General features: G+C 43.4%; 13 protein-coding genes. All 13 read right to left on the bottom strand.

Translation table 11 applies throughout. The features are described from left to right. Nucleotides 1–168: 168 nt before the first annotated feature. The 13 genes from galA to ACT8YW_RS14480 all read right to left on the bottom strand — a co-directional run bounded on the left by galA (nt 169) and on the right by ACT8YW_RS14480 (nt 22,211). The gene (gene galA / locus ACT8YW_RS14540; protein ID WP_444105792.1) at nt 169–3,000 is read right to left on the bottom strand and encodes a beta-galactosidase GalA; all 2,832 of its coding nucleotides are present in this window, start codon (nt 2,998–3,000) and stop codon (nt 169–171) included. A 23-nt stretch (nt 3,001–3,023) separates the two neighbouring features. Then, nucleotides 3,024–4,460, bottom strand: coding sequence for a sialate O-acetylesterase (locus ACT8YW_RS14535; protein WP_444105790.1), 1,437 nt, complete (start codon nt 4,458–4,460; stop codon nt 3,024–3,026). 70 nt (nt 4,461–4,530) lie between these two features. After that, the gene (locus ACT8YW_RS14530; protein WP_444105788.1) at nt 4,531–4,740 is read right to left on the bottom strand and encodes a hypothetical protein; all 210 of its coding nucleotides are present in this window, start codon (nt 4,738–4,740) and stop codon (nt 4,531–4,533) included. 113 nt (nt 4,741–4,853) lie between these two features. Next, complete coding sequence (locus tag ACT8YW_RS14525) at nt 4,854–8,180, bottom strand: beta-galactosidase (RefSeq protein WP_444105786.1); 3,327 nt, start codon at nt 8,178–8,180, stop codon at nt 4,854–4,856. Nucleotides 8,181–8,228: 48 nt separating this feature from the next. Beyond that, the gene (locus ACT8YW_RS14520) at nt 8,229–8,600 is read right to left on the bottom strand and encodes a hypothetical protein (RefSeq protein WP_444105784.1); all 372 of its coding nucleotides are present in this window, start codon (nt 8,598–8,600) and stop codon (nt 8,229–8,231) included. A 9-nt stretch (nt 8,601–8,609) separates the two neighbouring features. After that, entirely contained in the window at nt 8,610–8,888 is a 279-nt protein-coding gene (locus ACT8YW_RS14515; protein WP_444105782.1) for a hypothetical protein, read from the bottom strand. Then, nucleotides 8,885–10,468 carry a right-handed parallel beta-helix repeat-containing protein gene (locus ACT8YW_RS14510; protein ID WP_444105780.1) on the bottom strand — a complete coding sequence of 528 codons (1,584 nt, stop codon included), beginning with the start codon at nt 10,466–10,468 and terminating at the stop codon, nt 8,885–8,887. Before ACT8YW_RS14510 ends, ACT8YW_RS14515 begins: the two co-directional genes overlap by 4 nt. A 137-nt stretch (nt 10,469–10,605) precedes the next feature. Beyond that, nucleotides 10,606–12,168, bottom strand: coding sequence for a right-handed parallel beta-helix repeat-containing protein (locus tag ACT8YW_RS14505; protein WP_444105778.1), 1,563 nt, complete (start codon nt 12,166–12,168; stop codon nt 10,606–10,608). A gap of 22 nt (nt 12,169–12,190) precedes the next feature. Continuing rightward, on the bottom strand, nt 12,191–13,450 hold the full coding sequence (locus tag ACT8YW_RS14500) for an alpha-L-fucosidase (RefSeq protein ID WP_444105776.1): 1,260 nt from the start codon (nt 13,448–13,450) through the stop codon (nt 12,191–12,193). 18 nt (nt 13,451–13,468) lie between these two features. Beyond that, nucleotides 13,469–15,946 (bottom strand): hypothetical protein, encoded by a 2,478-nt coding sequence (locus ACT8YW_RS14495; protein WP_444105774.1) that lies wholly within the window; start codon nt 15,944–15,946, stop codon nt 13,469–13,471. 10 nt (nt 15,947–15,956) lie between these two features. After that, entirely contained in the window at nt 15,957–16,916 is a 960-nt protein-coding gene (locus ACT8YW_RS14490) for a hypothetical protein (RefSeq protein ID WP_444105772.1), read from the bottom strand. 19 nt (nt 16,917–16,935) lie between these two features. After that, a complete protein-coding gene (locus ACT8YW_RS14485) occupies nt 16,936–18,819 on the bottom strand; it encodes a RagB/SusD family nutrient uptake outer membrane protein (protein ID WP_444105770.1) in 1,884 nt (627 codons plus the stop codon). Nucleotides 18,820–18,830: 11 nt separating this feature from the next. Further along, nucleotides 18,831–22,211, bottom strand: coding sequence for a TonB-dependent receptor (locus ACT8YW_RS14480; protein WP_444105768.1), 3,381 nt, complete (start codon nt 22,209–22,211; stop codon nt 18,831–18,833). Between the last annotated feature and the right edge of the window lie 54 nt (nt 22,212–22,265).

Here is a 22,265-nt window from a genome sequence, read left to right as displayed (position 1 = left end):
TATAGAAACTATAGTTTACAAAAAGTCACCATTGACACTTTGTAATTCTTAATCTGGTGACACCACTATCGATTCGGTAATAAAAAATCCCATTGAAATGACTGTATTTCAATGGGTTTTCTTTTATACTCCAACACGCAAATTCTCACCGATTTGAAACACCTTCATTTACTTGCTCTGTATTGTCACCGCTCCCTTCAGACCTACATGGGTATTTATTGCGTTGTTAAGCAGAACCCGCAGCTCACACTCTGTTCCTGTGGCTGGGAATGCCACTTTGAAGTCCTGCTCGTTCACGGTCTCCTTCTTACCTAAAAGCTTGCCGTTCAGCCACACTTCCGCCTTTCCTGCAAGATTCTTGAAAAGAATGATTCCTCCAGCTTCCTGATATTCCTTCAGAAGATTGAACCTCGTACGCCAGATCACATATCTGGCATCTTTCAATATCATGGCATTTCCAGCACTGATGGCTTCCCACGTATTCATGTCATTGTCCGCAATCTTACAGTTCACGTCCGGTCTCTCCATGAAAAAAGGAGAAAAGAACCATTTGTCAAGTATCATCCGAGGATATTCTACACAGACAGAGGGAAGCGGACTGGTCCGGTTTACTGGAACTGTAAGAGTAACAGGCTTCAAACCGGAAGCAGTTGCGGTGAGATGCACCTCACCTGTTCCCTCCTCTGTCTGAATGATCACTTGAGCCAATCCGTTAAACAAGCTACGCTTGTTTCCCTTCTCAGGTTCATGACAATTGGGATCACCATTGCCCAAGCCTATAATTTTGGCAGGACCGTCAATGGAAAATTCAATCATATTATTGGCAGTCGGTACATGACGCCCTTTGGAATCGACCACCTCAACAGTCACAGGCATGGCATCCCTGCCATCTCCAAACAGACTATTTCGATAGGGAGTCAATTTTATCTGTACAGGGCTCTTTGTCGTCTCCACTTTGGCACGTGAAACAATCCTTCCGTTCTTATAACCGACCGCCTCCAGTCTTCCCGGTTTATAAGGTACCATCCAGGTATTCATCTCAAAAGAATCCACTTGTTGCTCGGAAATTATCTTTCCATTCAGCAGTAGCTTCACACGGTCGGCATTGCTGAACGCCATCACCTTGACAGGCTTTCCAATAGAGTCGGCTGGCCAGTTCCAGTGGGGTATCAGTTCCAGCACAGGCTTGTCCTTCCTCCACTGTGCCTGATGCAAGTAGTATGCACTCTTGGGAAATCCGCATATATCCATAATGCCGAAGAAAGAACTGACGGAAGGCCATTGGAATGGAGTAGGTTCACCGTGATAATCGAAGCCAGTCCAATAGAAGCAGCCCGCCATCCAGGAACGTGTAGCCACTTCCTTCCAGGCACGGCGGTGGGTAGCTCCCCAACCGGCAGCCTCAGTATCGTATGAGTCAATGATGTTCCTTGACTTGTCTGTCTTGTATTCCCCTCTCACTATGAAAGCTGAACCATCCTCGGAGCTGATCAAAGCCAGTTCCGGATTTTGAGCATGAAAACGGTCGTAACTGCCGATCTGATAATTGAATCCACCCACATCAACTGCCCGAGAGACATTGTGTTCCGCAAAGAATCCCCCGTTCATGGCAGCCGTTACCGGACGGGTGGTATCCATCTCTTTGACCACGGAACACATGCGGCGCACCATCTCATAGCCATTCTCTGTTCCCTGCATCGGCTCCTCGTTGAACACCGACCAAAGGATGACACTGGGGCAATTACGGTCACGACGCACCAGCCATTGCAATTGGCGTACATACTCGGGAGAAGTATTGAACAGACGGTTCTCATCCAATACCATAATACCCATACTGTCACACGCTGCCATAAACTCTTTGGACATCGGATTGTGGGCAGCCCGATAAGCGTTAACTCCCATCTCTTTCAGTTTGCGGAGACGGAACTCCCACAAGGCATCCGGAACGGCTACCCCTACTCCGGCATGATCCTGATGATTGCAGACACCTTTTATCTTGATGTTCTCGCCATTCAGCCAAAAGCCGGTATCCTTATCAAAGTTGATAGTGCGGAAACCACAACGGGTTGTCACCTCGTCCTTCACTTTTCCATTCTGTCTCACCACACTCTTCACCTTATAAAGAGTCGGGATATCCGGAGACCACAGCTCAGGATTGGAAACCGGCAACTTCAGACCGGCAATGTTTTCCTGTAAAGCCTTTACTGTCAATTTTGTCGTACGGGTTACTATGAGTGAACCATCGGGAGCATACAATGCCACTTCCACTTCCCCCTCAGCAGGAAGTTTTCCTGAATTATACAAGGATATTTCGGCAGGAATCTCCCATTGACCGTTCTCTTTCTTTACCGGATGGGCAAACACACCATCAGTAGTTATGTGTAAAGGCGACCGCTTTACCAGCCACGTATGACGGTAAATCCCCGCCCCTTCATACCACCAACCTTCCTGGGCATCGGCATCCACACGTACGGCTATCGTATTCAAATTATCACCGTAAGTAGCGTATGGAGTGATGTCAATATACATGGAAGTATAACCACACCAATTGCGGTGAAGCACCGTACCGTTTACCCAAATAGTGGCATGAGTGGATATTCCGTCAAATTGCAGCTCAATATGTTTTCCCTTGTCCTTTGGGGACAGTCTGAACTGACGACGATACCAGCCGAATCCACGATGGTAATACCCCTGCGACAAATTGGCTGTAGAATCCACACTGCTTTCGATAGCCCAGTCGTGTGGAAGGTCCAGCATACGCCATGAAGTGTCATCATAGCCGGTCGAAGCAGCTCCACTAGCGCGCCCGGCTTTGGTATGCCGATACGTCTCATTATGCCCTTTTATTATCGGAAAAGGGATATCCCCTTTATGAAAACGCCATCCCTTGTCCAAAGAAAGGACTTCGCGGGATGCTGTTTCCTCTTGCGCATTACTTATGCCACAAAACACAAAGGCACATAAAATCACTAATACATTTCTAAATTTACTCATAGCCATATCATTGGTTCTTTATACTTCAGTTAATCAGTTTCAGGAAGAAAATCATCTGTACGGAAAGGAGCAAACGGCAGTCCCCGGTTCGTTTTCAGGTTTCCCAACTGGAAGTTCCTGAAACAATAACGCACCGCTACCGGTTTCTTTACCGTTACGCTCCAGACCGATACCGTACGGGTACGGTAATCAGTCTTTGCCTGGGCCGGATGGAACACCCTGTCCTCACCGGCTATCTCGAAACCGGTATATTCACAATAAGAAGAAAAACCGTTTACATGATTGAAGCTGATTACTGCAACACTGTCCTTCACCGTCATTTCTTTATATACTGGGGAATCACAGGCAATATCCTTATACCCGTAATCCCTGTTCAGAGCCATATAGGCAAAACGGTCACCCACTGCCCTCTTTTGACAGGGATGAATCTGTTTCCGCTCGTTGGGATATACCAGGTCATTGGTACAGATAATACCGCAACGAGACAAACGCGCAACAGCCTTGTACTGCGCCTCACGCAGAAAAGCGGCAAATTCTCCCTTTCCGGCATGTTCAAAAGGAGCTATTTCAGCCATATAGAAAGGTAAATCACCCAATCCCCAATCTTTACGCCATCGGTTCACCAAAGCCACCATGCGGTCTGCGTAGTGTACATAGTCCTTAACGTTGGCCTCCCCCTGATACCATAGAATACCCTTAATCGTGTAATTCATCAGAGGCTTAACCATGCCGTTGTACATGATAGTGGGTACTCCAGCATGAAAATGCCGCCTATTACTGAATTCGGCTTTTGACAAATCCACATCCCTGCAATCCTTGAGTATTTCCCTCGGTAACCAGCCTTCAATGCGAGAACCGCTCCAACTGCAATTGATAATTCCTATCGGGACATCCAGTACCTGATTGAGCCGTTCGGCAAAGTAGTATCCGACGGCACTGAACTTGGGCGCATTCTCCGGACTACATACCGCCCAACTTCCCGCGCAGATTTCCTGGGGAATGTGTGCACCTTCCTTTTTGACAGTAGCCATACGTATTCCCTTTCTCAAGCGAGCGGTAGCAATCGTTTCATTTCCACCCTGAGTAGAAGCATCCAGAAAACCGCCCAGAGGCATCTCCATATTGGACTGCCCCGAGCAGAACCAAACTTCTCCGATCAGCACATTGTCTATGCGGACCGTCTCACCGTCCGATACATCAATGTAACGGGGGGTATAATCCCCCTTGGGGGTCTCAACCACGACCAGCCAGTTACCGTCTGTATCCGACTGCACTATGTATTTTTTATCATCCCAAGACGTACGTATGGTGACTCGGACATCAGGGGTGGCCTTTCCCCACAACTTGACTGACGTATTCTGTTGCAGTACCATATTGCCGTTCAAAATCTCTGGCAATACTATTTTACCATAAGCTGTCTCCAAAATGAAAAACAAAACCGATATAAATAAACAAAACTTCTTCATGGCATCCGGTTATAATCAGTTTGTAATCTGGTTTATCTTCTCTTTCCTTACCTTTTGAACACTTCTCGATCTATAATTCATTATAATCCTTGGTGTTCAACTTCGGAAGTCCAAAACGGGCGTCCTTGAACCATGCCAAAGCCGCCTCCCTAAGAGAACATCTATATTCCTTTTCATAGCCTTTCAGGAAATATGGTATTTCACACCAGGTCTGCTCTTGAGCCTGTAACGTCCACACCGTCGACAACAGACCTACCAATACAATCAAAATTCTATTCATACTAAAATCACTACGTTTTTTCTTATCTGTTGGTATGTCATATTATAATCTAAAACATTTAAAGGATAACATTATACACATTTGGTTTACATTCAAATATGGACTAGTTGAACTTAATTAAATTGGAAATCTTCCTGTCTAACATATATCTTAAAATCTTTGATGCAACCAGGAATATTACTTTCCATGCGTGGCAGACACTGAATCCCGGTCAATGTACAGACAGAGCCCAAATCAATTACAATAACATGGGGATAAGGATTGCCGATCTTCGTATTCCAACTTGTAGACTCTTGAAAGTCAAAGATTTTATTTGCAGAATTATTCAAGTGGGCTATGTCTTCACTATCAACATACCTCACTGCCCAGGATTCACGTGAAAGACGTGCACCATTCCCATCCAGAAAAAACATCTCAGCAATGGAAGCCAGCTCTTTGCCGTCATGAGAATTCAAAGCTTCAAGGCAGACATAACGCCCCTTTACCGATTGCTTAAATCTTATCTCCTGCCAGTCATTTTCATGCTTAAAACTCCCGGAGAAAATTGGCCTTTCGCCTGATAAATCCAAACTTTTTCTTTCACTACGATGTTCCACTAGAAACCCCTGTTCAGATAAGCGATCAAGAATAGGTTCTTTTAAACCTTCCGACTTAGCGGCTTTGGGACCGATAATATCGAATACCACTATTTCATTTTCACCCTTTTTCAGCCAGCAGCCGGGTACATAAAGTGTTTGTTGAGGCCCTATTCCCCATATGCGTCCCAACGCATGACCGTTGACATATACCAATCCTTTGCCCCAAGTTTCAAAATTCAAAAATGTATCTCCCGCTTTTTTCACCTGAAAATAAGCCCGATAACAGCCGGGAATACGTTGTCCCAATTTATCGGTCAACGACTGAACTGGCTGAAATTTCATACCTTGATAAAACTCATAAGTATCTTCAATATTGAATATCTCCCAATTTCTTAAATCACAGACGAAAGTGTAGCCGTCAATATTCATTAACAACTCGACATTCTTCGTAATTCCTTTAAAGTCCTTGATGGCACCTCCAAAATTGATACGGCCCATGGCTTCCACAAGAATGTCAAGTCTGGCACCTTTAGGGCAGTCCGGCAATACAAGCTGTTTTTCTGCCTGCCGCCTGTCCAGTTTCCCTATATATTTCCCGTCTACGAATATCTGCGCATAATCATGTGCGTCGTTTACAGTGAGTATAGTTCCTGATTTCACTTCAGGCAAGACAGTACGATACAGTATACTTCCAAAACCTTGATTATATTCTTCCATCGTACGGATACTAATGTCTTTCTTCGCCACCGGCAAATTCTCAAACAGTGGCGCCATCTCTGTAAAGTTAAAGGCAGGAATATGGACAGACTCTATCTGAGCTGGAACTTTTGACTGTCTGCCGCCATCCGCATATTTTGCTAGAACTTCCCTTAAAGCCCAATATTTGGGAGTGGTACGACCGGATTCACTGATAGGAGCATCGTAATCGTAAGAGGTAACGTCAGGAGCGAACCCTGGGGAATTGGCGCCTGCCCAATGTCCCCAATTGGTTCCACCATGCGTCATGTACAGGCTGAATGAAATGCCTTTGGAAAGCATCTCATCAATACCCTTAATCATTTTCTCTGCCGGACGTGTCTCATGATTGGCACCCCATTTGTCAAACCAGCCGCTCCAATACTCGGAACACATCAGAGGACTGTCAGGACGGAGTCCCTTCAACCTTGCAAATTGTTGTTCTATATCAGCACCCGCACCAAAATTAATTGTCCATACCAAGTCATCAAGACCGTTCTTTGTAAAATTAGAAGCCCAGTCACATTGAAACAACAATATGTCATTACCAAAATTGGCACGTATAATGTCCCTTATCCGAGATACATATTCTTTATTTTCTCCATAAGCACCGTATTCGTTCTCTACCTGTATCATAATGATAGGACCACCATCAGTGATAGTCAAATGCTTTACCTGTTCCGCTACGGCATTTTCAAACATGGCAACACGTTCCAGAAAATAAGGGTCGGATTCCCGTAAACGGATATCTTTCTTTTTGAGCAGCCACCAAGGGAGACCGCCCATTTCCCATTCGGCACATACATAGGGACCGGGACGCAATATGACATACATACCGTTCTGCTGGCAAAGCTTGCAGAACTCTGCCAGATCATTCTGTCCGGTAAAATCGTATACACCGGGTGACGGTTCATGAGCATTCCAGAAGGTATAAAGACAGATGGTATTCATGCCTAACGCCTTACAAAGTTTGATACGTTGTTCCCAATATGGTCTCGGAATACGAGGATAGTGCAATTCTGCCGCTTTAACCACAAACGGCTTTCCATTCAACAAGAATGTTCCTTGTCCAGCCTCGAAACGCCCTTGGTCGGTAAAGTCGGCAAAGTTCCATTTTTCACGCCAAGGTATCGTAATCCTGTCTCCTTCAAAAGAGAAAGGTAACCATACATAACGGGAATCCTCCAGATCCTTCTTGTTCCATCGGTCGAACATGGCAATATACATATCCTTTTTGCCTATTACTTTCTGCACATAGGTACTTTGACTATAAAAGGTTTTATCCGCTTCGGCTCCTGTACAAGGATTACCGACTGTTCTCCATTCACCCATGATAGAGTCGGCTACAGCAAGCTCCGCCCGGTTCGGGTCCCATCCGCTACAACCGGAAGAAAGCATATAGTATTTGCCATTACGCTTGAACACAGCCGGAGCCTCACGGCTCTTCTTGATGAAGTTGCGAGTATATTTCCCGCTCGGTCTCAAATAGTCATCCGTTAGCTCACTGATATACAACGTGGAATTGTTTTCCGATGAATAGAACTGGTAAGCACGGCCATCATCATCTACAAAAACCGTCTGGTCGCGGCTCATGACACCGTTAGGACGGAAGCTGCCCAAGTAGGTGAATTCGCCAGTGGGGGAATCGCTTACCGCCACTCCCGCACAGGCTTTACCATAGTCCGCACTGTCCACATGCATCCACATCACAAACTTTTTAGTCTTCCGATTATAAATAACCTTGGGGCGTTCCAACACTTTGCTGGTATGCAAATCGTGTCCTTTGTCATTCTTCACTGCAGGCAAGACAATACCCTCGAATTTCCAGTTCAATAAATCCTGTGACGAGTAGCAGCTGACTCCTGTCACATCCGTACGGTAACATTCCCACGTTGCCCATTCTGGCAAGACCGTCTTGCCTTTCTTGTACTCTCCATACCAATAATATGTCCCTTCATGGTATAATATACCGCCACCATGCGCATTTATAGGATCCCCCTCAATATCATTCCATACAGCCCCCGGGACTATAGCTTTATAGGCTGTGGCCTGCTCTTGCGCCTGTAGCGCAGTATTTGCAAACAAGATGGCAATATACACCGCTATCTTATAAAAAACATTTCTCATAACCATTTTTTACGAAGAATAATATTCCAATACATAACTTCCCTAAAATCAAAGCCGGAACAAGCGATGAAGCTGTTCTTCCGAAAGTCTGTTTTCCGGATTAAACGACCTGCTATTTATATATTTCAACAAGCCATAACGCAACTGGCGAGATACCGGTCGCGCCTCCGAGTTCTCCGTCAAATCCACGCTACAGACTAAAAGTTGTCCTTTACCGACCCGTGCCTCGAACAACAGAGCCAAATTCCTATTCTTAAAAAAATTATCCATCATACAGATTATAGGTCGCAAATCAGCGTCAATTCTGTCAAGTTCCATCACCGCCGCACGTTTACAAATATCCCACCATTGCCAATCGCTGTGCTTTTCCGTAGGGAAATGCATCAACGACGGATGTGTCGGATCGCAGAGTATTCCCATCGTCCCGGTCTATTCCGGAAAATGAAGTGGGCTCCAGAATACAGGAAAAAAATTTCCATCCGGTCCGAAAACAGCCTCCGACACCGGATTCAGCAGCACCTTCTTTCCAAGCCGTAAAGCCGCTTTAGCTCCCTCCAAGTCTCGGGTATAGACTATCTCTAAACTGTCCAAAGCGACATTCCATTCTCTGGAAAGGTATATTTCCTGTGCCTTACCGGCACAGGAAACAAACCATAAATCCACACAAAAAAATAATTTTATAAATGTCGTTCCTCCTGTCATGTTCATTCTTTCTCCATTTCAGCGAAGAAAGATTCGATAGCCTCTTTCTTTACAAAATAAAACTCTTCTCCGCATACAGTCTTCTTTTCCATCAGTTTGTATAATCCTTCATACCCCTCCGGATCCACATCTATTACCTGCTTTTTATAGTAGTCCGAAGCGGTCCGCGCCCCACTGCCTTCCGGAATATTTTCGATATTTCCTATATACCAATTGTCCTCAAAAAACTCAGTGCTTGCGCCATTCAATAAAAAACTATGTTTTTTATCTTTATAAGGAGCATAAAATACATTACTACGGAAGGCAGGATTCTTCACCAAACCCCTACCTGTAGAAGCTCTGACAAACAGAAAATCATTATCATCCGCTACTTTCGTAGGGGAAGTATGAATTATGTTATGTTCTATCAAAGGCTCTTTCACATCGCCGACAAAATGGAACAAAGCTGAAGGAGTATTTCTTTCGCTCAAAGGACGTACACCGTCATTTATGCTGATATTGTATCGCACCTTGCTCTCCAATACACCTATATTGTTGACATACGTGGCAGTCGGGTCGTCGCAGAAAAGAACAAACCCTCCGTGATTTTCGGTACTGTAATTATACTGTATTACGGTATTCCTGCAATTAAAATCGCAATCGTACGCCTGTCCGTCAGTCTCCGCCTGATGTCCGACAACATGATTATATTGGATAACCACATTATCGCTGCTCCATGGCCAAATACCCGCAGCCACTAAATTATATCCGCCCCGATTCTCATCTTTCATGACATTATATTCAACTAAAGCTCCGTCGCATCCTATTGGCAGGATGCCATCTCCCGGCACATTCTCTATCAGGTTATTGCGGATAATGATGTCCTCATTCGGGTACCAGTTCTTACGATTACAATAAGCACCGCCCGATCCTGCCCAAAAGATTCCGTTGCGCTTACAATCTTTTATATGGCAATTCTCTATCAGAAGGTTTTTATAGCATGATTTCTTTTCTTTTCCAGTATTGGTTAAAAGAATGCCGCCACTATACTTATTCGCGCCCTCCGATTTTCCGGTAACATCTTTTACCGTCAATCCTCTTATTACAAGTCCATTGGATACACCATATTCTTTGCACTCAATCTTTAAACCTGCCCGACTGAGCAAATCTTCTCCTTTGTTGACAATTTCCAGATTCTGCAATGTCACATAAGTGGAATTATAAAGACGAACCGCATAAAGCGATGTCTGCTTCCCGCGGATACTTGGCTTGTCGCCCTCGCCATAAGCATCGATAACGATAGGCTGTTCCTTGGTTCCTTCGGCAGTAATTTCCAAAACGCCATTGAATACTTCCCCCTTTTTAAAGAAAAGTGTATCGCCGGGATTCAATTCAACCACACTCGCTTTATCAAGCGTTTTCCACGCTTTCGTTGGAGTGGAACCGTCATTCATATCATTTCCCAAAGTAGCGTCTACGTAATATTTCTGTACGTTTTCATTCTGCTTCTTTTGTTCCGGCTGATAACTGTAAGAACTCAATCCGTTCTCGCTACACGAAAACAGTAATGCCACACTTAATAAAAAGTTTATTTTTTTTATCTCCATATCCAAAATCCCTAATAATTTTTTCAATCATTACTCTACTTCCCTCTATCTATCCATACATTCGTTTTTTTTTGTATGGCGGCAAAACATTACTGTCCTCCCAAAGCGCAAATAATAGTGAACATCCGCTTCCGCTATTACTTCTTTTCCATTTCCGCAAAGAAAGCCTCGATGGCCTCTTTCTTTACAAAATAGTGTTCTTTCCCGCCCACCATACGTTTTTCCATCAATTTATACAATGCCTGATAACCTTTCGGATCAACATCCACCACATTTTTTTGATAATAGTCCGAGCTATTCGAAGCCCCCATATCCTCAGGCTTATTTTTGAAAGAGCCCAAAAACCAATTGTTCTCAAAGATAGTAGGCTTGCTTCCTAAAGAAAAAGAACTTTCTATAGGAGCATAAAAAATGTTTTTACGGAAAGTAGGATTTATCGCAGCCTTTTCTCCCCCACTTATTCTAATCATGGAATGCGATTTGCCATGATCCGGTGTCGGAGAGGCATGGATGATATTATATTCCAATAATGCTTCTTCCGGGCAACCAAAGAATTGAATGGAAGTCGGATTCACTCCCGCACGGGGATTAATGCCGTCATTGATACTGATATTGTATCGGATTTCCGTGTCAATAATGCCGATACTATTCACGTAAGTAGCCGTGGGGTCATCACAAATTAACACAAAACCGCCATAATTGTCATGACTATAATTATATTGTATTATTGTATTCGTGCAATTAAAATCCGAATCATAAGCTTGTCCGTCTGCATCTGCCTGATGCCCGCTCACATCGTTAAACTGGATAACCACATTGTCACAGCTCCAAGGCCATATGCCTGCAGCAGCACCCTTATTAGGCAGAAACTTACCATCACGCATCACATTGTATTCAATCAATACGCCATCACAGCCTATCGGTAAAATACCGTCTCCGGGTACCCCTTCAATCAAATTGTTACGGATAATTACATTTTTGCTAGGATACCAGTTCTTTCGATTGCAGTATGTACCGCCTGAGCCACCCCAAAAAATACCGTTACGTTGGCAATCTTTAATATGGCAGCCTTCGATAAGTAAATTTTCATAACGGGACTTTTTCACATTACCTTTATTGATAAATAAAATAGCTCCCCCATAATCCGGTTTATAGAATGTACTTGTCACATCGCGTACGGTAAGATTACGAAGAATCATCCCACGCGAAATCCCATAATCCACACACTCCACTTTTAATCCGGAACGTCCGGCAAGCTCAGTTCCTTGATTAACGATTTCAATATTCTGAATCGTTACATATGTGGAATTATATATACGCACCGCATAAATAGAATTGATATTTCCCTGAATGCTTGGCTTCGAATCCCCCTCTCCATAGGAGTCGATTACAATCGGCTGTTCCTTGGTTCCTTCAGCAGAAATCTCCAAAACGCCATTAAACACTTCGCCCTTTTTAAAGAAAAGAGCATCGCCTGGCTTTAATTTAATCCCGCTTGCTTTATCCAGCGTTTTCCAAGCATTTTCCGGTGATGTACCGTCATTAGCATCATCACCCGATGTAGCATCCAGATAATAACTGGCGGGATTCTCATTCAGTATTTTTTTAGGGGGCTGATAAGTATAAGCATCGATGCCATTTTCTGCACATGATAACAACAAAAAAGCAACAAGCAATATGTAAAATTCTTTTATCTTCATATTTTTATTTTTTTATTATAACTTAATTAGCCGTCTGGTTCACCTTTTCTTCTTCTATCTTCTGCTCTTTCCGACTCCTATAATTCATATAATCTTTGGTATTCAACTTCGGAAAGCCATGCTTTCTGATACGCTCGCCCACCTCTTTCAAAGTTTTTACATTCTCTTCCAGAATGCGACCATCGGGGTAAGGAGCGATATTCAGCAACAAGTTGGCATTCATTTGCGCACAGTCTTCCAGCAGTTTCCACACCTCATCTTTCGTTTTTTGCCGTTGACGGGGAGATTCCAAATAGCCCCAAGCCATGGTCTGAATCGGAATGTTTAGCTCAGCCGGTTTCGCCTTGTTGCTTTCCCACGAATGGTCGGCAGCGTCTTGTACCGACTTCGGCAAACCGGAATTTTTAAACAACGGTGCCAAAGACCCCATGTTTCTTTCTCCGGTAATAAAGTCTTCGTTACCATTAGCACCGGTCTTGAACACTACCAACGCATGAGGCTGTATGGAATGAATCATGTCATACACCTCCTGTATGTTGAACAAATCCGGATACTCGTATACTCCACCCACTGTATCAAACCAAAGCCCTGCAATCGGTCCATACTGTGTGCACAGCTCCATGATTTGCGTCTTCGCAAAGTTCAAATAATGTTTGAAATCTTCAGGCTTCTCATATTTATACTGGGCTGGTTGTTTGTCATAGCGAGGACGTGCCGCGTTATACATAGACCTAGGCAGATAATACGGATGATGCCAGTCCAGCCCCACCGAATAATATAAGAACAGTCCTATACCGGCTTTCCGGCAAGCTACTGCCAGTTCTTTCACAAAATCACGTTGAGGAGTAAAATCCATACTGTTGTAATCCGTCGCTTTAGAATCCCACATTGCATAGCCGTCGTGGTGTTTGGTTACGAAAGTAATGTACTTCATGCCGGCACTGACCGCCAAATCCACATAATCCTGTGCGTTGAACTTATCTCCGGTAAACTCACGTGCTTTTTGCACGTATTCGTCCACAGGAATATTTTTGTTATACATCACCCATTCCCCTTTGGCATAGAGCGATGCAGGTCCCCAATGGATAAAAAGTCCGAAACGCGCATCCTGAAACCATGACAAAGCAGCCTCTCTCGCCGACTTCTTGTACTGGGATTCGTATCCTTTCAGGAAATAGGGCATTTCTCTCCATGTATTTTCCTGCGCTTTAAGCATCCCGCACATAGCCAAGAGAGTTACTACAAAAAGAATTTTCTTACTATTGAATAGATTATTCATCATTGTTACATTCCAATTAAATTATTTATACTCCAGCCAAGCCGTAGCAGTGGTAGCTTCGTTTGCATAGAAACGTATCCATCTTGCCTGGAAAGGCGCTTTAAACTCATGAACCAGTTTTTCTCCCGGCTTTACCGTCAGCGTGGTATACTTCACCCATTTTCCATTACCGGTAGGATCAATTTCCACTGTAAAAGTTACCTCTTTTTCCGATTTATGTGACAGGGTCAACTTCTTCTTGTCATAAAAACCTATCAAATACGGGTCGGAAACGTCCCCTGCCTGAATAGAAGTCTCGTACCACGGACCGCCTTTTCCTACAGGTTTCCCCATATTCCACAAGTCATCGATAGCGCCTGCCCATACAGCGGCTTTTCCGTCTTCCGAAACGATGATATGTTCGTTGTTGTTTGCAGCCTTCGGATCGATACCTGTCATAATCAGCATACCACGATAGGAAGCGTAATCATTAATCCGGAAATTATGAGAAGCGATCGGACGCATTTTGGCATACCCATCCGCATTTTCAGCAGGCAATTCATAGAAAGTACCATGACAACTGAACAGATCACGTTCCGTAGCTACCTCGCGACAAATGCGCAGCACATCCTGTCCCATAAGTTTAGTATATTCATTATTTCCCAAAGGCAAGCGCCAACGTCTTTGTTTATCATCAACAATCAGTATGGAAGATTCATCGACAGTAACAACCTGATGAGGAATCGCAAACTTATCACGAATGAAACCAGCAGTTTTCGCATCATCTTTACGTACCAACGCTAAGGAATCGCCCATTTCGTAATATCCGTTTTCCACAACTTTTCCGTTTTCAATGGTGGAAGCAAGTACTCCCAACGCCCTTCTATTATCTCCCAATCCATACAACAGACCACCTATCGTCTTTTCGTCTGACACATCGGACAATCCATTGAACATCGGAGCGGCAGAAGTGCCACGCTCGTCCGCACTCGTATATACAAAACTTACAGATACATTACCCGCCTTATCCGCTTTCACACGAATCCATTCGCCTTTCTCTTTATCAGCAAAGGGTACATAAGCCGATTCTCCCGCCAACACTTTTATTTTGGATAATTCTTTCCAATTGTTATTTCCCTGTTCGTCTGTCTCAAAGGTAAAAGTAAGTGCCTGCTTACTGTCATTCTTCACCCAGCAGCAACGCTCTTTCCAGCCAGCAAACATATAAGGGTCTGAATAGACATCAGCCTGTATATCCTCCTTTTCCCAAACCGCACCGTCCACGGTTGCCGGACCCAATTCATCGGGTTTGGTCAATGAAGTAAACCACAAGTTTGAGTTGGACTGCCCGGGGCCTTCGATACCGCCCTTTGCTTTCCGTTTGTTCAAAAATTCCTTTTGTGCGGAATCATCACATCCAAAAACCAATTCATCATTCCAACGAGTAAAATCTCCGATTACCTTTAAATAACTGGTACGAGGACGAATACCTGCCGTATTATCAACACCGAACGTACCGGGGAAATGCCAAAACAAACCATGCATAGTCATCAGATAATCCGATTTACCTTCTGTCCCAATATCGCGGATACGAGGCCATTCGGTATTCCACCCATGTGCACCGTCATAAGAGTGACTTGCTTTCGGCAAACGATAGAAGGTCCATCCTTTTTGCGGTTCTCTTACTCCAAGCAATACTGATTTATGATCCCATCCGGTAGCCCAAATCGGATCTGTTTCCGGATTTGGATTCCCATAGATACCGCCAGGACCCGTCAATTCTACAAACTGGTTACGACGGATAACTTTCCAGTTTGTGCCATCCCATTCGGACAATGAACCGGACAATGCATCGAATTTCTTCATAGCATCCTCACTCAGCTCTCCATTATTAGAGAAAACCATCACTCCTTGTCCCGAGTACAATCCTTTACCATGTGCTCCCGGCAGTAAATCTACAGGTTTGGGCTCTTTTTTAGCGTCTTTGCTATAAAGACGCTGTGCCCAGTTCCGATCTCTATATAGTTCTCTGGTTTCCAGAGTATTTACATCTACTTCATAAAATCCCTCTTCCATTGTGGCAATGTAGATTTTATTTACCGGGTCTGTCAAGTGACGTGCAGCACCCGTATAGCGTCCCGGAGCGTCCTGCCACGGAATGACCTTGACACTTCCATTGGCGTCAATAAAATAAGGACCGATGTTCAACTGATTCGTTTCTTTGTGAATCAAGCGATTGGCGGGTGTCCCGCCAATGCTTTCCGAACGTACTACCATTTTCTTGTCCACACTAATCTGATACAGTTTATCAGATGAGCCAAAAGGTAGATGAGGACCATAAGTAATAGCCCAAAGGCTACCAGCCCAAGGCACAACCGCCCCGGTGCCACATTCTCCTTCGTCATTATAAAATGCCAATTTAGGATAAATGCCGGAAACATTATCTTTTGAAAGGGGAGATGAAGTTGAACAACTTGTCAAACTTACTATCAACAATGTACTAATCAATATATTTTTCATGAGAATTTTTTTATTCATTTATGGTATATACTACATCATATACAGCAAACTCTGCCATACCGAACCCTGTAGAAAAATCCAAATTTCCTGTCCCTATTTTTTCTGTCTTAGATGCTCTCAATTTGATATACTTAAACTCAAAAGGTGCCAGACATTCCTTGGGTTCAGACTTTCCTCCCTTACCCTCAGACAAACCATCTTTTCCTGTTAAAGTCGCAACATGTGTCCATTCATCCGTCTCTTCTGCTTTGACATAACACTCAAGTTCTGATATAACACGAGAAGTCGACCAACTCATATTCTGATAAGAAAATTTCAAAAATCTTTGTACCTTAGGATAAGTAACATAAATACTGAATATATCGTTTACAGTGGCACTTTTCCATGGATATATCTGAGTATCGGCTTTTCCATCTAATAAATAGTTCTTATAATTACCCGGAGAAATCTTCTCCAAACCTTCATCAGTCGCAATTCTAATGTCGTCAACCGTTATTTCCAATTTTGACGAAGATATAACTACTGGGACTTCCGGTTCCGGATCCGTTCCCGGGTCTGGGTCTGTTCCCGGGTCTGGATCAGGAGTTATATCTGGATCTCCTGACACTCCACTGATTGTCTGAACAGCTCCCGGAACGAAAATCATACTAAAAGGTTGCAACGAAAAATGATACTCTCCGTGTTCCTGACGGGTATTCTCTAACGTAAAAGAGGTGGCAAGCCCATTGAGGGTTTTCAACACATCCTTCTGAGCAGCCAAATCGTAATACCTTACTTCCACACAACGGTTTTTGTTCACTTCTGTATCTTCAGCATATCCCCAGTTCAGCGTAATGCTTCCTTTGCCAGTGGAGAATGTCAAATCCACAATCTCATTCACTGGAGCGGAATATTCTTCTTCGCTGCAGGAAGCCAACAACAAACCTAAACCTATACAAAGGTTAAGTGTGATATATATTATTTTTTTCATGTCCAGTTCATTTTTATCATTAATCATTATATCCCGGATTCTGTACCATATTGGGATTCATATTTATTTCCTCTATAGGAATAGGCAAGAGATAATGTGCCGGAACAAAGCGCCGTTTCACATCGACTGTTGTCGGTTGCGCAAACTTTTCAATATCTTTTTCCATGACCGATAATCCTTCGGGTTGTTCACCTAGCGTCTCGGCAATGCCCCAACGCCGCAAATCCCAAAAGTTGTGGTTCTCCAGATAAAGCTCTATCAGGCGTTCGCGATGCACGATTTCCCTTAATTTAGTTTGGTCAAGAGATGCAACACCTCTCCAAGAGTCTTCCACCGCTGGAATACCGGCACGCTCACGTATATAGTTCAAGTATTTTTTGCCTTCATCCAAATTGCCAGCTTCAATGCATGCCTCTGCATACCCCAAATAAACTTCTCCAAGCCTAATCATAGGCCACGGATATTGCTCTACTGTGATGCCTTTATCCGAAACACTCGTAGCCGGATGGGTCGCTTTTTTATTCAAGTAACCGGTTTTGGTTCCATCTTTTCCTTCAGTAGTAACCCCCATGTTCTGTTCTTTACAGAATTGCACATACTGCTTATAGTCATTTACCTTATATTCCGGGGAGAATGAGTTTTTTTCAGTAGTCTTATTGATACCTTTTACTTCGTAATATCCTTCCTGGAATGCCACCCAAGCATAAAAACGCGGTTCACGTTCCAGATTCATTTGAAGAGTTTTCTGATTGGTACGACCATATTGCCAGTCTGCCGGAGAAGAGACTACTTTATACCAATCGGTTCCGGCGAATTTCGGATCTTCGTCTATCGGCAATCCGTTTTGGGTATAAAAACGCTCTATCTGCCTCAGGGTAATGGCCAATCCGCCATAAGAGATCTTTCCCCAACGAGGTACGGATTTTGCTTGAATAGCCCATTGGTTCTCTGCGCCGCAATGCGCCCAAATCACTTCCTTGGTATTGTTCTTATCGACAAATGTGAAACGCAAATTACGCAATGTCGCATCTGTAGGCTCAGGGGCATTAGCCAAAAGTCCGGTCCCCTCTCCCTTATAAAGTTCATAAATGCCTTCTGTCATCTTCAAAACGTTCTGATATGCAGCCACCGCCTTATCCCATTTCGTATGGTCATAGGTAGTACTGATAAGTTGTGTTCCATCAGGATTTCTGAATTGCGAGTACATCGTCCTGAATTTTTCTCCACCGTTGAATTGTGGAGAAGCAGCATAAAGTAGCATACGGGCACGCAATGCCATGGCGATTATGCTGGTAGCACGTCCATAATCATCTCCCTCACGAACATCCGGCAGACGCCCGGCGGCAGACTTGAACTCCTCAGCTATCCATTCCACGCATTCATCATAGGGACTGCGTCCAAGAAGTTTTTCATCATTCAGGTTCACCAATTCTTTTACTAATACAACGGGACCATACATACGCAACAGATAATAATGATGGTATGCTATCAGGAAATCCGCTTCGGCATTATATTCATCGATCTGTTCTTGCGTTATTCCGGGTACGGACTCTATATTCTGTTTCAGTAGATAGCACTGGCGGATACCTTTGTACAGGTCGTTCCAATAATTAATACCCGGCGTGCTCGGAGTGTAATCGCCTTTCGCAAATTTTGCAAAATCTTCATGTTCCCATGCCGTCACAACATCATCACCGGTAAGAAGGTCAACAGCAGTAGATGTGTCACTCGGTTTTTTCATATATGCATAACAAGAATACAAGAATTTTTCGGCAGCTGAGATATTCTTGAACGCATCAGCCTCCGTAGCATTTTCATCGGGTACGATATCCAAATAGTTGCAAGAGTGGCAACTGACCGCCAATAATAGTCCTATCAATAATTTATTTACTATCTTTTTCATAATATACATTTTTAGCGTTTTCCATTTAAAGTCATTTGGAATCCAATGTTGAACACCCGTTGGGTAGGATATTTCAAACCGTTTCCTCCTCCTTGTTCCGGATCCCAAAGGTCGAATTTCGAGAAAGTGAGCAGGTTGGCCCCCCGCAGGTAGAAGCGCATGAATTTATAAGTATACCCGATCTCCACATTCTTCAACTTCAAGAAATCACCATCACGCAACCAGAAAAGAGAAGCTACCGCATTGTTGTCTGAATATATAGCCGTGAGACGTGGATAAGCAGCCCTTATATTTTGGTTATCCGGACTCCAATGATTGTTAGCTATAAAAGTCTGAAGGTTGTTTGAATATTCCTGACCAAAAGGCTGAAGATTGCTCATAATTAGCGATGTTTTTGCGACCCCTTGGAAGAAGAATGAGAAATCCCAACCTTTCCATTGGAAAGACGGTCCGAAGCCGTAGACAATTTCCGGAGTAGTAGGATCACCAATAGGTACACGGTCGTTTTTATCAATCACATTATCATATACTCCTTTCGCATTGGGAATATTCACATACTTAATATCACCCGGCCCCACTGTACCGCCTATCAATTGTGTAGGACTATTGTCCACCTCTTGCTGGTCGGCAAATAAATAATCGGAAATATATCCCCATTGCTGGCTTACACTATATCCGACCTTCGAAAGATTAGGATAATCACCATAAGACTCGTCATATTTACGTATTTCATTATGAGCGTATGTAAATGTTCCCTTGAAGGTCATACTAAAATCTTTGTTGAACTGATGTCCGAAATCAAGAGAAAGATCGATTCCCTGATTTCGTACTTCAGCACTATTACTATAAAATTTAGTGCCATACACTCCCGAATAATAAGGGATATTCTCAAGGGCTTGGAATATTTGGCTACGATCCTCGCGGAACACATCGAAAGTAAGATTTATATTCTTCCACAATGTAAGGTCCAATCCCAGATTGTACTTTTTGCCGACTTCCCAAGTTAGGTCTTCATTAAGAAAACGCTTGTATAATGGACCACTGAGAGTAATCTCCTGATTTCTTCCAGTGGTAAACGAAGGACTTCCGGTCAAATTTAGATCTGACATGTAAAGGAAACGCTGGTCGCTGACCTGATCATTACCCACCAAACCATAAGAAACCCTAATTTTCATACGCGGAATAATCTTTTTTAAGGGTTCGAAAAACTTTTCTTCACCGATGTTATAACCGATGGCAAATGATGGAAAAAAGCCAAAACGGTTATTTTTTGCAAAATTTTCAGAGCCATTGTAACCCAAATTCACTTCGGCCATATAACGGTTATCAAACATATATGAAGCCCTGGCGGCAAGCCCCTGACGCCTTTTGGGTAATGCCTTTAACAACTCGGTTCCGGGATTATTGTCTGCGTATTCATCTTGATTGTAGATAAACAATGCGTTAACATCATGTTTTCCAAATACCCTGCCGTATTCCAACATTGCCTGTAGGTAAATCTGTCGGTTTCCAGTATTAGAACTGGTAGACTTCAACACAGGAAGTACCTCACCGCCTACTCTGCTCAGTGTAAAGTCATAAGTTCCGTCATCAAGCCGGTTATAGTTTTCCAGAGAAAAAGCATTGTAAGGTGCAACACGGTTTTGAGTAGAAGTAGACAAACTTTTGAACGATGCCAATGCCTTGAACTTCAATCCGGGGGTGATGAATTTCAAATCTTGGTCAAAGTTAAGAGAAGCAGTCACTGAACTTTGAAAAAGGTCGGAATACCCTCTCACCATTTCTGCCAAAGGATTCTGCACTGCACCTGCACGGACGGTCCCCCACTTCACATAATCGGTCACACCATCATCAGGATAATATACTGGTGTAGCTACCGGATTAGCATACATGACTTGATTATAAAGCCCTGCCGTGGTACTACTAGGAGAATGTTTGTCTACTAATATGACATTTAAACGCAATGACAAGCGGGAGGTAGCTCCTAATTTTGCATTGATATTGTTCTGAAAAGCATAACGCATCCTATTGATATTATTGTTATATGAAAAGAACTCACGTGAGCGGTCTCTCAGCATACCTTCTTCATGGGTTACAGAGATACTGGAAAAGTAATCCACCTTTTTGCCTCCCCCCCGGATATTGAAATTAATCATCTGATTAAAAGCATGGTCTTTGAACAGCTCATCATACCAATTGACATTAGGAAAAATGTAAGGATTAAGCCCTTGGCGGGTACCTTCTATTTTTTCTTTAGTATAAGGCATCTTTCCGGAGGGTTCGTTGGTTACTGCCTCATTAAACAGCTCCATATACCTTACACCATCTACAAACTCCGGAATACTGGTCGGAGTAGACAGACTACCTTCTACACGAAAATTGATGACAGGTTTATCCAGATTGGCTCCTGACTTGGTAGTGACAATCATTACACCATTTGCTCCTCGCATACCGTACATGGCCGTAGCCGTAGCATCTTTTAGGATAGAAAAACCCTCTATCACTTCAGGGTCTAGTGCATTAAGGTCGGCTGCCGTGGCTTCTACACCATCAATCACAATCAAAGGCGAAGTGCTGGCACTTCCTAACGTCGAGACTCCACGAATCCAGAAATTGGCCCCGTCTGCTCCCGGTTCACCGGTACGCTGCATTGCGATAACTCCGGCCAAACGGCCTGCAAAAGAAGTTGTAAGGTTAGACGAAGGTACTTTCAGGTCAGAAGGACGCATCGTCTGCACCGAACCTACCACACTGACTTTTTTCTGCCCCGTTCCAAAGGCCGTAACAACGACCTCTTCCAAGGTCTTCTGATCTTCTTTCAAAGTGATAATAATATTCTGCTGTTTTCCAACTTTCACCTCCTGAGTAGTATATCCGATATAAGAAACTACTAAAACTGAGTTTTCAGATGGTACAGTCAAATTATACAATCCATTCATATCGGTAGCAGTACCAATTGTAGTATCTTTCACTTTGATTGTAGCACCTATGATGACTTCACCTTTTTCGTCTTTAACAAGTCCCTGAATCAACTTCTTCTGCCCGGATTGCTGAGAGGCATTCTCTTTTCCTTCAACCTTTTTCAGAAGAATCTGCCGGTCATTTATTTCATATACTACAGGAATTCCCTTCAGAACCTGTTCAAGAATCTGCTCTATAGCCTGTTTCTCCACTTTCACAGATACTTTTTTTGACGTATCAAGCAAATCTGCACGATACATAAATATAAATTCACTGTGTTTTTCAATATACTGAAAAATCGTTTTAATAGAGGTTTGTTTAAATTCAAAAGTGAATTTTTGTTCTTGTGCATATACGGAATTACTTGAATAACTCCAAACGGAAGTCAACAGAAATCCCAGCACAAACATAATTTTCGTTAATCGATTCATTATGATTGTGTTTTTCAACTTATTTTTCATAATTTTGTAATATTGATTAATACC

Source organism: Bacteroides sp., from assembly GCF_052357945.1.
Classification (GTDB): Bacteria; Bacteroidota; Bacteroidia; order Bacteroidales; family Bacteroidaceae; genus Bacteroides.
Note: the sequence above shows the minus strand (reverse complement) of the source record. Positions and strands in the feature narration are given on the sequence as shown.